Source organism: Bifidobacterium sp. ESL0820, assembly GCF_052606235.1.
This window is the reverse complement of sequence record NZ_CP199594.1, coordinates 1407108-1424507: the sequence shown is the minus strand read 5'-3', so window position 1 is coordinate 1424507 and position 17400 is coordinate 1407108. Positions and strand designations below refer to the sequence as shown.

13 protein-coding genes and 1 tRNA gene are annotated in these 17400 nt (G+C 52.8%); 13 read left to right on the top strand and 1 reads right to left on the bottom strand.

From position 1 onward, the window contains the following. Nucleotides 1-106: 106 nt before the first annotated feature. From ACUIAH_RS05670 to ACUIAH_RS05625, 10 genes are all read left to right on the top strand, one after another. Entirely contained in the window at nucleotides 107-1225 is a 1119-nt protein-coding gene (locus ACUIAH_RS05670) for an ROK family protein (protein WP_445340626.1), read from the top strand. Between the two features lie 404 nt (nucleotides 1226-1629). Beyond that, nucleotides 1630-2967, top strand: a complete 1338-nt coding sequence (locus ACUIAH_RS05665; RefSeq protein ID WP_445340625.1) for a carbohydrate ABC transporter substrate-binding protein — start codon at nucleotides 1630-1632, stop codon at nucleotides 2965-2967. Nucleotides 2968-3083: 116 nt separating this feature from the next. Further along, nucleotides 3084-4016, top strand: a complete 933-nt coding sequence (locus ACUIAH_RS05660) for a carbohydrate ABC transporter permease (protein ID WP_445340624.1) — start codon at nucleotides 3084-3086, stop codon at nucleotides 4014-4016. 13 nt (nucleotides 4017-4029) lie between these two features. Then, nucleotides 4030-4956: a carbohydrate ABC transporter permease gene (locus tag ACUIAH_RS05655; RefSeq protein WP_445340623.1), complete on the top strand. Its 927-nt coding sequence runs from the start codon at nucleotides 4030-4032 to the stop codon at nucleotides 4954-4956. Beyond that, the gene (locus ACUIAH_RS05650; protein ID WP_445340622.1) at nucleotides 4953-5132 is read left to right on the top strand and encodes a DUF6903 family protein; all 180 of its coding nucleotides are present in this window, start codon (nucleotides 4953-4955) and stop codon (nucleotides 5130-5132) included. Before ACUIAH_RS05655 ends, ACUIAH_RS05650 begins: the two co-directional genes overlap by 4 nt. A 6-nt stretch (nucleotides 5133-5138) precedes the next feature. Continuing rightward, nucleotides 5139-6560 (top strand): alpha-L-fucosidase, encoded by a 1422-nt coding sequence (locus tag ACUIAH_RS05645; protein ID WP_445340621.1) that lies wholly within the window; start codon nucleotides 5139-5141, stop codon nucleotides 6558-6560. 412 nt (nucleotides 6561-6972) lie between these two features. Further along, nucleotides 6973-7575, top strand: coding sequence for a hypothetical protein (locus ACUIAH_RS05640; protein WP_445340620.1), 603 nt, complete (start codon nucleotides 6973-6975; stop codon nucleotides 7573-7575). A gap of 86 nt (nucleotides 7576-7661) precedes the next feature. Beyond that, the gene (locus ACUIAH_RS05635; RefSeq protein WP_445340619.1) at nucleotides 7662-10712 is read left to right on the top strand and encodes a hypothetical protein; all 3051 of its coding nucleotides are present in this window, start codon (nucleotides 7662-7664) and stop codon (nucleotides 10710-10712) included. Nucleotides 10713-10793: 81 nt separating this feature from the next. Continuing rightward, a complete protein-coding gene (gene gnpA, locus ACUIAH_RS05630) occupies nucleotides 10794-12959 on the top strand; it encodes a 1,3-beta-galactosyl-N-acetylhexosamine phosphorylase (protein WP_445340618.1) in 2166 nt (721 codons plus the stop codon). Nucleotides 12960-13869: 910 nt separating this feature from the next. Further along, a tRNA-Gly gene (locus tag ACUIAH_RS05625) sits at nucleotides 13870-13943 on the top strand. A 245-nt stretch (nucleotides 13944-14188) separates the two neighbouring features. Here the strand turns inward: ACUIAH_RS05625 and ACUIAH_RS05620 are convergent. Next, nucleotides 14189-14746, bottom strand: a complete 558-nt coding sequence (locus ACUIAH_RS05620; RefSeq protein ID WP_445340617.1) for a hypothetical protein — start codon at nucleotides 14744-14746, stop codon at nucleotides 14189-14191. 615 nt (nucleotides 14747-15361) lie between these two features. Between ACUIAH_RS05620 and ACUIAH_RS05615 the strand changes: the two genes are divergently transcribed. From ACUIAH_RS05615 to ACUIAH_RS05605, 3 genes are all read left to right on the top strand, one after another. Beyond that, nucleotides 15362-15595: a DUF2188 domain-containing protein gene (locus tag ACUIAH_RS05615; RefSeq protein ID WP_445340616.1), complete on the top strand. Its 234-nt coding sequence runs from the start codon at nucleotides 15362-15364 to the stop codon at nucleotides 15593-15595. Nucleotides 15596-15799: 204 nt separating this feature from the next. After that, nucleotides 15800-16609 (top strand): hypothetical protein, encoded by an 810-nt coding sequence (locus tag ACUIAH_RS05610; RefSeq protein ID WP_445340615.1) that lies wholly within the window; start codon nucleotides 15800-15802, stop codon nucleotides 16607-16609. A gap of 31 nt (nucleotides 16610-16640) precedes the next feature. Further along, nucleotides 16641-17396 (top strand): alpha/beta hydrolase, encoded by a 756-nt coding sequence (locus ACUIAH_RS05605; RefSeq protein WP_024627569.1) that lies wholly within the window; start codon nucleotides 16641-16643, stop codon nucleotides 17394-17396. Nucleotides 17397-17400 lie beyond the last annotated feature (4 nt).

The window sequence follows — 17400 nt, the reverse complement described above, 5'->3', positions numbered from 1 at the left end:
GGTGAAGGCTTAAAGAGCAATTATGGATTGGGCATAGTCACGGGGTTCAATGCCCAATCCCCATGGCGGGGTCCCCGTTCCCGCCCTACCGATCGTCAGGCGAATCATGACCAGCAATACCGGCAACCTGTCCAAGGCGCTACCTACGTCGGTGCGGCAGCATAACCGCGCCATCCTACTCAGGCTGCTTTACCCCGATGTCAGTATGACTAGGGCTGATCTGGCCCGAGCCTCCCGGCTGACCAGGGTCGCTATATCGGATATCGTGGCTGAGTTGCTGGGTGAGCATCTGCTCATGGAGGTGGGTTATAGCAAATCCACTGGGCCGGGCAAGCGTGGACGGCTGCTGCGCATCAATCCCGACGGGCGCAGCATCTTGGCCCTGGATCTTTCCACGCCCTACGTCTTCAGGGGGGCGGTGCTCAATCTGACCGGGCAGGTGGTCGCGCGTGAGGAGATCCCTCTGACCTCTGACGGCAAGGTTCCCCTGGGCTTGGTGGGAGATCTGACCGATTCGTTGATGCAGCGTGCAGCCCACCCAATCTTGGGCATCGGCGTATCCAGTCCAGGCATCGTTAGTGGTGAAGGGGTGGTCGATGATGCCACCAACTTGGGCTGGGTTCAGACTGACCTGCGTGGCTATTTGCATGAGAAGACAGGCCTGGAGGTGACTGTCAACAACGATGCCAATAACGAGGTCTTGGCAGAGCGGCAGTTTGGCTCAGGTCAGCCAGACCTACTGCTTGTCCATTTGGGCGACGGAGTGGGGGCAGGGCTACTGGTCGCCGGCGAGCTGGTGACTGGCTGCAATCGCTCGGCTGGCGAGATCGGCCATGTGGTGGTGGATCCCTCTGGTCCTCAGTGCCGCTGCGGTAAACGCGGCTGCTTGGAATCGCTGATCAGTGTTCCCAAGCTGACTGCTGCAATGGACCGGGATCCCGACCATCTGGCTGGCATTCTGCGGAGGGCTGGTGAATTGCTGGGCCATGTGCTAACCATGTCGGCCGGCCTTATGGACTTTCCTCATGTTGTTGTTCTAGGAGATTCCAGGGTGGTCAACCGCATTTTTCTCAGTGCCATGGAGAAGACCATGAATGATGCCCTTGCTGCCGATTTCCGACGACCTCTTGTGGTTGACCGTTCGGCCTTGGGTGAGGATGCCGCGCTATTGGGGGCTTGCGCCACAGTGGTGGCCGATCTGATCGAGCCTGACGACACCGTTTGAACATGTGTTGAAGCCTGCTGCATTGGTGTACTGGACCCACTGTGTCGGTTTCTGCTACGGCCCAGATGGCACGACAGGGTCTGTTGCCAGCGTCTTCTTCATGCGCCGCAGGAGAGGGGAATGGGCAGAGCGGTCATGGGATATTCCTCTATGAATGGATTGTTTGCCCTGTCCATTAGGTTCAGAATCCCTTGGCTCTTCCGCTATCATCATGTACTAAACAAATCAAATACGTAAGGATACTTTACAAATGAGTCCAATTGTTCTATTGTTATAAGTGTTCATAGTTGAATAGCCCGTCGTGGACGATGTTTTGTTAGCGGTGGGATGGACGTAAAAATGGAAAATCGATGGGGAAAAGGCGAAGGTGCTCTCCCACCGAGTAGCAAGAGAAGGGAAAGCAAATGAGGTACTCTTCAAGTTTTAAAACATTGGTAACAGGCTTGGTTGCCTGCGCTGTAATTATACCGATGGCAGCATGTGGGTCGTCTTCATCTGCGGACGGGGACAAGGGCGATAAAGTTACCCTTAAGATGGCAGCCCTTGAAGGCGGTTATGGCATCGATATGTATAAGCAGGTCATAGCGCAATACGAAAAGCTCAACCCAAATGTCAAAGTTGAATTGCAGGCTTCCAAAAGCATAGAGGATGAGATTACCCCAAGCATGAAAGCTGGCAACTATCCCGATCTCGTGTGGCTTGGTCAAGGCAGAAAGGCAGCTTTGACCGAGACGATGATCAAAGATAAGGCGATCGATGACCTGACTGGCGTTCTGGGAGAGAAGATCCCGGGTGAAAGCAAGACGGTCAAGGACAAGCTCATGCCCGGCATCACTGGTGGACTCGGTACGAATCCATACGGCGATGACAAGGTCTATTTGATGCCGATGAACTATGCTCCTACCGGCCTCGTTTACAATAAAAAATTGCTGGCTGACAACGGCTGGCAGGTGCCGACTACGTGGGATGAAATGTACAAGCTAGGCGATGAGGCCAAGGCCAAGAACATATCCTTGTTCACCTTCCCAACAACTGGTTATCTGGATGCTTATTTCTTCTCCCTTTTACCGGATGTCGGTGGTGAATCCTTCTACAAGGATGTGATGACCTATAAGAAAGACATTTGGAAGTCCGCCGATGCCAAGAAGTCTCTGGATTTGACGACCAAGCTGGTTAAGTACATCAACCCCGATACCGTCGGTTATGCCAATGAGCAGGATTTCACAAAGAACCAGCAGCAGATTTTGGATGGCACGTCGGTCTTCATGCCCAATGGCACATGGATCGTCAACGAGATGAAAGATGCCCCGCGTACCGATGGATTCGAGTGGGGTTTCACCCCGTTGCCCGGTGTCCAAGGTGATACACGTTACCTGACTACATCCATTGAAACAGCTTGGGTGCCCACCAAGGCCAAGCACAAGGACGAAGCTAAGAAGTTCTTGGCATACTTCTATTCCGATGATGCAGTAAATATCTTCGCTAAGGCTGGTGCGGTCCAGCCTGTCAAGGGGGTGGAGAGCAAGATCGACAATACCCTCAAGCCTTTCTATGACACTTACCAGGCAGAAGGTGTTAAGCCGGTGGTCGGCGGCTTCGCCAGCACGAAGCCTGTGCCTGGTGTCGATATTAAGGAAACGTTGTTCGGCACGGTTAGTTCGATCATTTCCGGCGATAAGACCGAGCAGCAGTGGATCGACGCGCTCAACAAAGCAAGTAACGCATTGGCTGACGCTAAGTAGTGAAGTCAGTTTTTAAGAGGCTGGCTCCGAAGTGCGGGTGTAGGGGGACAAAGGAGTCAGTCTTGTCTTGTTTCGTTTATGTTTGGAGCGAGGCATAAGAGGAAAGGTGAATGCTGATGGGGTCAGTTGGTAAAGTCCCAGCTAATCGGCCGGGGCGTTCTATAGGTAAGCGTAAGAGGAGTCTGTTCGGCGTGCTGTGCGCCCTGCCGGCTGCGATTCTTTTTGTCGTCTTCATACTATTGCCGAGCATCAATGTGTTCCGGATGTCCCTGTTTACTTGGAGTGGTTTCTCGGATAATTCGACGTTCGTAGGTCTGCAGAATTTCAAAATCCTGTTCAAGGATATGAAATTTGTGCAATCCTTTGGCAATACGTTACTTCTGCTGGTCATCGTTACATGCATTACGTTGCCCGTGGCAGTGATTTTTGCCTCTATCATGGTTCAGAACAAAATCAAGGGCGGCAGTCTGCTGAGATTCATTCTCTATATACCGAATGTGCTTTCGGCCGTTGTAATAGCGGCTATGTTCTCGGCAATCTATGACCAGAACACGGGCTTGGTCAACGGCACATTAGGATTTCTCGGGCTTGATGCTCTAAAACGGGTATGGTTGGGAGACCAGAAGATAGTTATATATTCGGTTGCCTTCGCTATGATCTGGCAATCGGTTGGGTACTACATGGTCATGTACATGTCGGCCATGACTGGCATCGATAGAGAGATTTACGAAGCTGCGCAAATAGACGGTGCAGGGAAAGCGCGGCAGTTGTTCTCTATTACGCTTCCTCTGATCTGGTCGAACATTCGAACCACCCTGACTTTCTTCATCATGAGCTCGGTGAACTTGAGCTTCGTGTTGGTCAAGGCAATGACAGGCGGCGGCCCCGATAACTCTTCCCAAGTGTTGCTCGGTTATATGTATGATCAGGCTTATACCAACTCCTCATATGGTTATGGCATGGCCATCGGGGTGATCATCTTCATCTTCTCCTTTGTCCTCTCACTAGTGGTGAGTCGAGTCACTTGGCGTCCAAAACTGGCAAATTAAGGAGACTCTAGATATGACTGCAACAGCTGCCAGCGTCGGCAGGGAAAGCGGGACGAATCTGCCGGAGAACCGTAGTATTGAGGATCGGTGGTCAGTTTCGCGCATTTTTAAGCATGTGGTCCTGATCCTTGCCGCGGCAAGTATTGCCATTCCGACGATATGGGTCATCTTTGCTTCCTTCAAGCAGAAGAGTGAATTCTACCGAAATCCCTGGGCACTGCCGAAAGGCCTCTTCCTGCAGAACTATGTTGATGCGTTCGTTGATGCTCACATGGGACAGTATTTCATCAACTCGATCCTGGTCACGGCGATGGCGATGATTCTGTCTATGGCCATCGCCTTGCCTGCGGCCTACGTGCTGGCTCGGTTTGAATTCCCCGGGAGGACCTTGCTCAACTTGTGTATACAGGGCGGCTTGTTCATTAATGTCAATTACATAGTCGTTCCTATCTTCCTGATGCTGGTGGGTTGGGACAAGGCACTCGTGGCGATTTTCCCCGGTGGGTTCTTCATCAACAACATCTTTGTGTTGGCTGTGGTCTATGCAGCGACTTCCTTGCCCTTCTGCATTTATTTGTTAGAGGATTATTTTGCTGCCATCCCTAAGGACTATGAAGAGGCGGCGGAGATAGACGGAGCATCGCACTTCACAGTGATGGTGAAAATCTTCTTCCCCATGGCCGCGCCAGCGATCTCCACGGCTCTCCTGTTCAACTTCTTGAGTTTCTGGAATGATTACATCATTTCCCTGACCCTTATGACGGGCAAGCAGAAAACTCTGCAGGTCGGACTGCTCAATCTGATGACTGCTCAAAAGGCCGCAGCCAATTATGGCCGCCTGTACGCCGGAATGGTCATCGTCATGGTACCGGTGCTGATCTTTTATGCGGTAATTCAAAAGAAGCTCTTGGAGAGCAATACCCAGGGAGGTATCAAGTGAACGAGCGATTGATAGCAGTCGCCACTGTCGCCCTGAAAGTGGTGCTGTTCGTTTTCTTCGTCGCATTGGTTATTAAAGGGCACGAAATTGTGAGCTGGGCAGGTCTGGGCTTAATGGGGCTGGGCGTTGTCGGAATTCTCTGTCTCATATGGTCTTACAACCGCAAATTTAGATGAGGGGTCATGAATCTAGAATACTTGGCCAATATCAAGCCGGCGCATCGCCAGCTTCTATGGCAACGTATGGAGATGTATGCTTTCATCCACTTCGGCATGAACACGATGACAAATAGAGAATGGGGAATCGGTCATGAGGACCCGGCTCTGTTCAACCCCGGTGATGTGGACACCGACCGGTGGATGGAGGTCTTGAAAGACGCTGGTATGACCGGCATTATCCTGACCTGTAAGCACCATGATGGTTTTTGCCTTTGGCCTAGCAAATACAGCAGGCACACCGTGGCTGCCTCCCCTTGGCGTAAGGGGCATGGGGATCTGGTCCGGGAGGTTTCGGATTCGGCTCGGCGCTATGGTATGAAATTCGGCATTTACTTGTCTCCTTGGGACCGTACTGAGGCGACGTACGGTCAAGGGGAGCCATATGACGATTTTTATGTCAATCAATTGGTTGAGTTGCTTACTCAGTATGGGCCGATCTTCAGTGTCTGGCTCGATGGCGCCTGTGGAGAGGGAGCTAATGGCAGGCGACAGCGGTACGATTGGGAACGTTACTATCAAGTGATTCGCAGCTTACAGCCAGAGGCCGTGATTAGTGTTTCGGGGCCGGACGTGCGATGGTGTGGTAACGAAGCGGGCCATGTGCGCCGGAACGAGTGGAGTGTTGTGCCTCGACGCTTGCAATCAGCAGAATTGACGGCGGAGAAGTCGCAAAAGTGTGACGATGGGCATTTCTCTCGTCTGGTCCGATCCGATGAAGAAGATCTGGGGAGTCGGTCTGTGCTGTCCGATTATGACGGGCCTCTCGTCTGGTATCCCGCGGAGGTCAATACCTCGATCCGTCCCGGTTGGTTTTATCATGCCAGCGAGAACAACGAAGTGCGCACGGCCGACGAACTCTTTAATCTGTGGCTTTCCGCCGTCGGAGGCAACGCTTGCTTTCTTCTCAATGTCCCTCCAGACCGGGATGGACGGTTCGCCTCAAGTGATATTGGTTCTTTGGTAGGTCTGGGTGCCCGTATCCGTGACTTTCATCGTCGCTTCATTACAACCGGAATGTCTATGTATTATTCTTCGAATCCGTTAAGGGCCCGGAAGGATCAGTTGACCTCTATGGATCCCGACACTGGCTATTGGATGGCCGATGCTGGCGATCGGATGCCGAAAATCGTCATCGATTTTGATCGGCAGCGTCGCATTGATGCGTTTGTCCTACGTGAGCACATTGAATTGGGGCAGCGGGTGGAGCGGGCAGAACTATACGGTGGCTTGGGTTCCGATATGCGTCTTCTGGCTGCTTCTGAGTCGGTTGGATACCAGCGTATCTGGCGGTTTGAACCTGTAGAGATCTCGCATCTTGAACTCAGAATTAACGAATTCAGGGCGACTCCGATGCTGTCTTTCTGCGCTGCTGTCGAGGCTGGTTAACATGAGAACCCGTGCTCAACGATTCTGGGTGAGGACTTCAGCCGTTTCGATCATTGCTGCAATTGTCGTGTGTGCGATTTGGGCGGTGTGGTCGAGATCTTCCGCCACTGCTTCCCCAACTGAGGAAACCACCATCGCAATAGGGGAAGGTGAGCTTAAGCTTTACGCGAGGGTCTGTGCTGTGCAGAGGTGTGGCAGTCTGCCGGCTGGACAAGTCGAATCCTCCGCGAAAGACATTGAAAAGCGCGGACAGGCCATAAAGGATCAAATCGGTCAGGATAAAGCTCTCCTTGTACTCGCGAGAGAGCACGGGTTCATGGATGTCAGCACGTACGAATCTTTTACCGCTGCCATGAGGCGGACCAATGACCAAAGGAGGAGACAGGTTCAAAATGGCCAAACAGTGTACGGAATGACGACCTACACACCGATGGATTTCCGATCCCGTGTACTTACTCAAGCTCAGGAATACCTGAAGGGCAAACTCGCGACACAGGCCGGAGATCCGCTCCATGTCTCGAATGAAGAAGCCAAGGCCTACTTTAGGGCCCACCGCTGGCAATGGCATGCGCCTGACAGTCGAAAAATCTTCAGCGTAAGGCTAACCAGACCAGCCAACTTGGATACCAAGGTTTTAGATAGCAAGCTTGCGGACGCGCTGCGGGGCAAGGTTCCGAGCGATTTGGTGAATGCGGCTGAGGCCGCTCTGCCGGGATGCCGGGTTGATCCAATGCCTACGGGCATGATCTCTCCGATCGATCAGCCAGTCAATATGGAAGATTTGTCGAAGTTGCAGCCTGGTGGATTCTTACCTTTCCGTCAAGAAGGTGACCAGGCAGTCGCTTACTTGGTCACCATGGTGAATGCTGCAGATGAAGACCAGGATTGGCGTACATACCAGGGACGTATTACTGACCGACTTGAGCAGGAGAAACTGACGGCATTGGTAAGGAAGCAGGCTGGCAAAACACACATCAAGGTTGATGATGAACGACTCATGTCTGTACTGCAATAGATCCACCCTGAGGCATTCCTGTAATGGGCGTTACTCATCGTCCATGACAGGAGATGACAACCGTTAATTGGAAGGAAAGTTCAAAGATGAAATACTTCAAACTATGCATAAAAGCAGCAGTTGGATTCTTGGCAGCGGTCACCTGTCTCTGTATGTTGATGCCACTGCTGCCAGGTACTCCAGCTAGCGCTGATGAAAGTGTCGGCCAAAATACGCATGACCAATCGTGGGCAGGAAATGATACGAATCCATATGCGGGCACCGATTATTATATCGATGCCGAACAGGGAGACGATGCACGGGCAGGGACGAGTCCTGGGCAGGCTTGGCAGAGCCTTAATAAGGCGAATGCCACCACCTTCGATCCTGGGGATCGGATCCTGCTGAAAGCAGGTTCAGTCTGGCATCGGCAGCAATTGTGGCCCAAGGGATCAGGCAGTGCCGATAAACCCATAACCATAGGGGCCTACGGCACTGCGCCGCAGCGTCCATACATCGCTACTGATGGGAATGTGGCAGTGCCCTTTGACTCAGGTGTAGGCGGGCGCAGTCCACACAAGGATGTGCAGACGGTTGGCACTACCGGCGCAGTGGTATTACGTAATCAACAGCATTGGAGCATCAGCGACCTCGAACTGTCCAACGACGATGACTTCGCGAGCGATATCACAGAGCAGGATGGCAGGATACGCGACGGTATCTCGATCTCCATCAATGCCGATTTGTTCGATAAGAATGTCAAGTCATCAGATACGATCATGAGCGGCTTTCGTATTTCAAATGTGTATGTGCATAATACTGATGCTGCAAGTAAATGGCAGAGCATTTACGCAGCTGGTGTTGATTTCCAGGTATTCGGCGACAAGGCTTGCACGGAATATGGTAAAGGTGGCTACTATTTCTCTAATGTGCGCATCGAGCACAACCAATTCCGCAATGTTGAGCTGAATGCTATTCAATTTGGGTTCAACTGGATGGGTAAAGACCAAGGGTATACGGACGATACCGGTAAATTCCATGAGGGCTGGGAAGACTACTGGGTGCGTTCCCGTGATCTTTATAGTCGTGATGTTTATATAGGACACAACTACTGTGAAAGCATAGGGCAGGGTGCGATCCAGATAGGCCATACGAAGAATGCGCTGACCGAATACAACGAAATTAACGGATACCTCAAACGGTATTCTGAGGTTTCCTGCGCGCTGTACATGTGGGCAAGTGCTGATTCGACGATGCAGTACAACGAAGTGTACGATGGTCCGGCGAATCAGTACGATGGCACACCCTGGGATTTGGAATACACCAATTTTAATGTGACTTATCAGTTCAATTATTCACATGACAACAAGGCCGGTTGGATGGCCTACATGGGCAACAGCGGCAATTCTATAGCCCGCTATAACCTGTCTATCAATGACAATGGGGTCATGCTCAAAAACATGCTGTCCACGAATTATTCACCTACATATATCACCAACAATGTATTGATTTATGACGCTTCCAAGGGTGGGCACTTCCACGATGAGATCCTTAAGGACACGGTTTATTTCATGAACAATGTCTTTTACAACACCTCGTCCAAGCCGACCCAGTGGTATCGGAAGGATGGAGCACTCGATAAGGCAGTCTTCTCCAATAATGATTTCTACGAAACCGGTGGAAAGGCATCCGCCACGCAGCCTAAGGACAAGCATGGTCTGGCCGTCGATCCGCGTTTCGCTGGCTTCAGCGGGAGTGATGCTACGCCGACCGGGAAACTGGCCGAGGTTGCGCCTCTATTCAAGCTGTCTTCTGACTCGCAGTTGATTGACGCGGGACGATATAACGAGCATCTGGGACAGAAGGATATGCTTGGCAATGGTACTTACCGCGGGAAGGCCCCTGATATAGGCCTTGCTGAAGTCCAACAGGGTCAAACAATCAACAATCCGGTTGACGATGACCCGATTGAGCAGGAAGGCAAGGACACGCGCATCAATCTGGCCTTGGGCGCGAAGGTGACGGCCAGCTCTACCCATCCGCAGCTGCCGAATTCAGCACGCTTATTGGTTGATGGCAGACAGGATACGCGGTGGGCTGCGGCTGACTCGGCGAGTTATCCGATCTCACTTGATTTGGAATTCGGCAAGCAAATTACGTTTGATGAGGTAGACCTTCATGAATTCCTGGATGGAAATACAGAAGCGAGGATTGCGGACTATTCCCTCTGGAAGTGGGACGCAGAATCAGGCAGTTGGGTCCGTTTCTGGAAGAGTGCGGCAGGAGCAGGTATAGGTTCAAGCAAAGCGGTCATGTTCCCTGAGCAGCATTCTACCAAACTTAGGGTTAGTCTCGATTCGGTCAAGTCAGGTGTAGTGTGGACGCCGACGCTTACGGAGATCGGTGTATACAAACGGGAGAATGGGGCAAACCACCATCCTAAAGTGACCGTTGTTCATGACAGGTTCGACTCAGCCATGCCTCAGGATTTACCCAGCTATACTGTCAACCTAGATGGTGACGTGCTTGACACTGTTCGCTGGATCGGCGGTGAGGGTAACGTGCTAGGCAGTCTCGGGCCTGACGATTACACAGCTGAAGAGCATGGAGACACGGTATCCATCAAAGTCAGCGCCGCTTTCTTGGCTGATAAGGCATCGGCAGATTATGGTCTTCAATTTGAATTCCAGTCGGGGGTAAGTTTGCGGGTTCCCCTCACCGTGGTTCAAGGGAAAGCGGCAAATCACGTTGATAAGAACTCGTTGCATGCTGCCGTGGAAACCGCTAATAAATTCATAGCCAGTGATTACACGCCTGCCTCATGGAAGAGTTTTTCAGAGGCAGTAGCACAGGCTAAGCGGGTGCTGGCGGATCCCTCGGCCGATCAAGAGGCCGTGGACGGAGCCGTCCGTGCCTTGGAAACAGCTCGAACCGGTCTACAACGAATCTCTGATCGCGGACGAGTGGACGATGGTTCTTTGAATCTGAATGCAGGGAACAGATCCAGCCACAAAGGGTCTTCTACCGCTGGTAATCAGACTGATACATCGAAAGAATCGCTGGCCTCCACGGGCGTTAATGTAGAGGTCGCTGTCGCAGGAGCGATACTGCTGTTATGCGCTGCATTGACCTTGCTCCGGGTGCGTCAACAATTCTGAACAAACGCTGATTTAGCGGGAGCCGGCTGACCTAGTGCCGGATTGACGAATAAGCGGTGAAGCCATGAAAGGACATGGACCATGACAACAGGACGTGTAACGCTGCCTAGTGAAGAAAATTTTGCGAGTGAGACCGAGCGCATAGCCCAACTCTGGGGGGCTGACGCCATCAGGAACTCTGATGGTACGCAACTAGACGATGAAGTCAAGGCACTGGGTAAGAAGATATACAGCGCCTACTTCCCTGTGCGCGGACATAATGAATGGATACGCCCGCGTCTGGATGAAGTACCACAAATATATCTGCTGACTGACCGCGCACTCGCTGTCGACGCCCGGCTAGACATTCCGCTCATGGACTCTTTCTACAGCGAACAGCTCCGTCCCAACCGGTCAGCGGATCCCCACCGATACTGGGAAGTCGTCGATCGAACCACTGGACAAGTCGTCGATGAATCCCTGTGGGATCTGGATGCCAAGCAAGATACCGTGCATGTGCGGGCAGTAGTGCCGATGCACGAATATACCGTTACTTTTCTGGCCTTGATTATCTGGGATCCAGTTGAGATGTATAACCATCTGACCAATAACTGGGGAGATCGTGAGCACGAGATTCCCTTTGATATTCGTAATTCCGATACCCGTAGGTTCGTGTTCGACACCTTTCGCAAGTGGCTGGCTGACAATCCAGACACTGACGTAGTCCGTTTCACCACTTTCTTTTACCAGTTTACGCTGGTCTTTGACCAGTCGCACAGGGAGAAGATCGTCGATTGGTTCGGCTACGGCGCTACGGTTTCGCCCGGGGCTCTTGATGAATTCGAGCGGGTCAAGGGCTATCGGTTGAGGCCTGAGGATTTCGTTGACGAAGGCTCCTATAACTCGACTTTCCGCATTCCGGGTAGGGCTCAGCGTGATTGGATCGAATTTATCAGTGATTTTGTACGTTCCAATGTCGCGCAAATGGTAGAGGACACTCATAAGGCCGGCAAGGAAGCGATGATGTTCCTCGGCGACCAGTGGATAGGGACTGAACCATACCGGGAAGGTTTCGAACGTTTGGGGCTTGATGCCGTCGTCGGTTCTGTAGGCGACGGCGTAACCCTGCGAATGATTGCTGATATCACCGGGGTCAAGTATACGGAGGGAAGATTCTTGCCCTACTTCTTTCCCGACACCTTCCACGAGGGCAATGATCCCAGCCTGGCAGCACTCGACAATTGGCGCAAAGCTCGCAGAGCGATCCTGCGCAGCCCTATCGACAGGATGGGATATGGGGGCTACCTCTCCCTTGCAGATAAATTCCCAACTTTCATTGACACCGTATCCTCCATCACAGACGAGTTCAGACAAATACACGATATGACCGGTAGTCAGCCAGCCGCTTCTGACCTGACAGTAGGGATTGTTAACTCGTGGGGAACTCTGCGTACATGGATGGCATTCACTGTGGCCCATGCGTTGCCGAATCAGCAAACGGAGCCGTATTACGGTCTCCTGGAGGCCTTGAGCGGCATGCGGGTGAAAGTCGTCTTTCTAAGTTTCGAGGATGTGCTGGAAAAAGGCGTGAGTCCGGATATCGATGTACTAGTCAACGCGGGACCGGCTAACACGTCTTTCAGCGGCGGAGATATCTGGCAAAATCCACGTCTTGTAACGGTGGTTAGGAGTTGGGTGCGTTTAGGAGGCGGATTTCTCGGGTTAGGGGAGCCAACCGCTACAGCGTGGCAAGGGAGGTTCTTCCAGCTGGCCGATGTCCTGGGAGTCGACGAGGAGCGCTATCAGACACTGTCCATTGACAAATACTTCCCTAACGAGGAAAACCGGAACTTCATCCTAGAGGATTTGGATCCGTCGTCGGTGATCGATTTTGGCCAACCTCTGATCAATATCTATCCGATCAATGAACAGGTGCATATACTGCGTGCCAGCAATGGTGCGGTACAGCTCGCTGCAAATGATTATGGCGAGGGGCGTGCTGTATATATCGCGGGATTGCCATACTCCGCCACCAATGCTCGTCTGTTGGAGCGATCACTCTTCTATGCGGCCCATAGGGAAAAGGCTTACCGGATATGGAGTTCGTCGAATCCTGAGTGCGAGGTTGCTGTTTTCCCCGCCAGTGGGAACTACTGCATAGTGAATAACACCTCGGTTAGGCAGAGGACAACGGTTCGACTGCCTGATGGCTCATCTTGCGACTTTGTTCTGGAGCCGAGTGCTATCACTTGGCAGTCTATACAGTAGTGGATGGGCGGAGCATTGCAGTTTTTGCTTACATAAGCGGTTCGAGATGGTGGTGGGGAACACGAACTGCGTGTGTTTATTTGCTGTCTATATGCACCCTGAGTAAATGATGTAGAGACTAACCTAGACGATACCGGAATCCGGATTGAATGAGTACGGCTTGAATCTGATGCTGGTTACTTGTAATACCTCCACAACTGACAGTCATCTGGCTGTCCTGGTTTGTGGAGGCCGGCTGATGATCGCGCTGAACATTGTCGGATCTACCTTTACGGCATTAGGCTACACCCATCTTCCTGCTTTTCGAAGGTTGTGGCGCTGTCTGTTTGTAAGTGAGCTTGGAATGGTTCATGCACAAGTATGGCTATTGACGGTATGGGGGTGGGGTGGACTTACCCGGTTCTAATTAGGTGTTCCTTATGCATCTGTTCCACTTGGCATCTGGCGGTGTTGTCGTGCATGGTGCGGCTGGCTAGATTGGTTTAGCAACTACGTGTGCTGGTGCGAGATGGCCTTGCTTGGTGTTTGGCCAGATGATTGCGGCTGTGATGCCGTTCATACCGCGGGTGTTCAAGGAATGGCCGTGATTGGGTGTGAACCGAGATTCCCCTCCTCATTCCCCGGTTTGCAGGTTAGGGCTTGCGCATGATGAGCGTTTCGTCAATGCGCCTTACAACTGTGCATATAAAAGTGGATGGGCCTGGGATTGATGAGTTTGACCATGGGGGATTGCTCCGTACGAACAGACATTTTCGCCGCCACCCCTTTCGCATGGAAACTCCTCACTTTTACCTTCATTGGCACCGCCAAACATGGCAATCGATTCCGGTGATTCGCGCACACCGCCGAGACCTGCTACTATGGTGACTCGCATGCGGTTGGCCGGGGCCTGACCCTGGTAGCCGGATTTGCGGGCGTAGTTCATTGGTAGAATGGAAGCTTCCCAAGCTTCAGAGGCGGGTCCGATTCCCGTCGCCCGCTCCAGTCGGATTTACAGGTGTGTCAATAAAGGTTAGAATTTCAGACCTTTCATATTCGCATGCATTTCGAACTTTTATTGATGTAATCTGGTTTTGAGATCGCGTCTTATTTCACAGATCTCACATATGGAATATGAGGTGCCTACGTGGTTGTTCGTTGGCCATACACTTGTCGAGTCTGCATATCTCCACGAAGCGCCTTATTCCTAGACGGCTTTCGTTGGTTCTCGGTAAGGATGCTCTTGAAAATTATTTCTCAGTAACAAACGCGGAAGAATAAATGCCGAAGTCAAGCTTTTGAATATCATTCACGTACTGTCTGCCTAATGCATCTTTCCACTCAACGTGGAGTATCTGGCGAGAACGGTTTGATCCCACTAGGAGTTGAACCGCGGTCAAGTATTGTGCGTCGATAATAATTGTTTCTTCGTCTGGTTTCAGTTTTGGAAGATTCCGAGCCAGATATTCTACGCCTGCATAGTTTTTTAGCTTTATTCCTGGCGAAAGCGAAAATTTTATATCGATGGCAATGGAACCGCCTACGTTGGTGAGAAATACCGTATCAAGAGTGCTGCCTTTCACCTTTGCAACCCGAGCTATGATGAGCGGCTCAGTTGCGCTGATATGGGCGTTGTACTCTTTATAAGCGATGATGGCTGCGATAAGGGCGATGAGGAAGGTGCCAAAAGCCCACCAAGCTTGCCAGTCAGAGGTGTTGCCAGTAAGCCATTGGTAGAAGTATGGAATAACGCAAAAGAGGAATGAGCCGGCTATCAGAGCAGGTATGGTCCATTTCTTTTGTCTCATAGAATCAGTGTAAGAGGTATGGCATTTCGTATTTCTTCTTCAGGTAGCTTCTGTCGTTTAGAACTGGAATTCAGCTGTTTCCTTGGTTTAAGAGGTTATCCTTCAAATCCAGTCCGTTCTCAAGATCGTTGACTCCTACGGAATCAACGATGCCGATGTCATCGAAAAACCGACATGGGCAATCCCACTGGTGTTGAGGATGTGATTATAGAAAAGTGATCAGGCTTGGTGATGTTCGCTGCTCTGTCAATCAAAGTTATGAACTTACTTACACGTGCAGAGCCGGACGGTTCTTTGTGATCGGTTGTTAGGCTAACTTGATACGCTGATTTCCGCTTTTCTTGTAACCAGGTTCTAACGCATGACGAAGCTTGAACTGTTCTGCATGAGCCGAATTATTTGGCAATAGCCCATTGGTATTTATTAGCAGTGGTTCGTGACAGGTCTTATTGGTACTTCGACGTTGCCGAAGTCATGCGTGTGCTTTTTGGTATTTGCAGAGCCTTGTCTTTGTTGAACAATATTCCTGAAAATTCCGGAGTGTCGAAGCACGGTGCCTCAGGTCGGGCAGTGGAAGATGAGGGGGTACAGGGAAGTACGGAAAGGACGGCCATCATGGCTGATTATCACGTGCAATACGACGAGGATCGCGATCTCTGGACAGTCAAGCGGGCCGGGGCCACACGCGTCTCCCGCACCTTCGCCACCAAAGCGGAGGCCACCAAGCAGGCCAAGGTCTTTGCAGACCGGTCCGGCGGCGGCGAGGTCAACATCCATAACAAGGGAGGCAACAAAATCCGCGACAAGCGCACCATAGGCAAGAAGGATCCCCGAGACATCAAGGGGTGAACGCTAACTGAGCTCTGGGACCTTTCGCCGTCACCGGGCCTGTGCATGTGCCGAACATCGCGGCGATAAGCACCTATGCCCATAGAACTATGTCCGTCTATCAGCCTAGCAGGATGTTGGGATGGTGAAGCATTGGCCGCCCTCGCTGGTCTGCTTGTGTCCGCCCCCATAGACTGAAACCAACCGTGAAAGGTGGCGAGGTCGATGGCCGATGGATTCAACCAGCTGGATCAGCGGCTGGCGGACAGCGGGTATGACGAGGGTCTGCCAGCCTCCTACCCTCCCCACCCCGGTATGGACGAGCGTCCTATCCAGATAGCCCATGCCAACATCTGGAGTCGGTTTGCCGCGGTTACGGGACTGGTCTCGGCCCTGGCGGGCGCGGCCTTGCTGGCCCATGCCATAGCACCCTCCAGGCTGGGGGTCATAGGCCAGGTGGGCATCTCAGCCTGGGTGGGCGTCTCTGTGGCCTTTGCCCTGTTGACCATAATCCTGGTCGTCATAGCCCGTCATTCCGGACCAGTCCCGAACCGGCCCTCGGTGGGCTCAGCGGGCATTATTCTTCTTATCTGTGGAATGCTCTTGACCGTAGCAGGCCTGCTCATCGCCAACTCTTTTCCCAAGGGCATTATCAAGGCTCCTGCGCGTGACGAAGCGCCCATCAGTTCGGCCCAGGCTATGACCGGCGGTATCGACAAGGCTGTCGGTCAGTGTGCTTCGGGTTGGCATGACATCGGCCTAGACGGGTATGTGGGCATCTCCCAAGCCCGGTATTGCACCGATACGACCATGGCCTACGTGGTTTTCGACAACGATTCAGCGGCATCCCTGGCCAAAGGGCCTATCCGCGCCCGTGTGCCTGATCTGCTCTCCCGCTATGGAGGCGGGTTGCAGCCTCAGGATCTATGGATGCTGACCGGCAAGCGTTGGATGGTGGTGGGCAGCAAGACCCAGGTGACCGGGCTGCAGGGCCAGTGGGGTGGCCAGGCCGAGCCGCTCATGAGCCAGCAGTGAATGACCGGGCCAGTCGACTATCGTGGCAGATATGGATCAAGCACAAAAGGATGACGGCGGATTGGTGGGTCGGCCCTCCACGGTGGTGCCCGGACGTTTTGGGCAGGAGCTCAAGGTCGAGCAGGTCCGTTGGTCCCGCAAGCAGGGCACGGGCAACCCCTCGCGGCCTATTTTTGTACTCATGCACGGCTGGGGCTCCAACGAGGAGGACATGGCCGACCTGATGCGCTACGTGGCCCCCTACAACGACTACGCATCCCTTCGGGCGCCCATGGTGGTGCCAGGCAGCGAGCGCGGCATGTTCGGTCCGGGCTACACCTGGTTTCACGATATGCGCCCCGAGCAGGAGGACCTGGATCGGGATGGCTATGCAGCGGCCCGGGCTGTGGACGCCTGGGTTTCAGCCAACATCCCCGAGGACCGACCTGTGGTGGCCATGGGCTTCTCCCAAGGAGCCATGCTGGCGGTTCATCTGCTTCGGGTCAACCCTGAGCGCTACCGGGCATCCATATGCCTGTCCGGGTTCCTTGCCCCAGGCCTGGTGCCCGGCACTGCTCCGGCGGATGAGCGCCTGGCTGGCTTGAACAAGCCGGTCTTCTTGGGCTTCGGTTCGGATGACACCACGGTGCCCAAGTACGAATTCCGGGCCCTGGCCGCCTGGCTGGACGAGCACGTATGGCTGCACACCACCGAGTACGACCACTTGGATCATGCCGTCGACATGCGCGAAATGAACGACCTTCGCCAGTGGCTGGGCGAGATTGACGTGACCTCGGGCCTCATGTAGATCG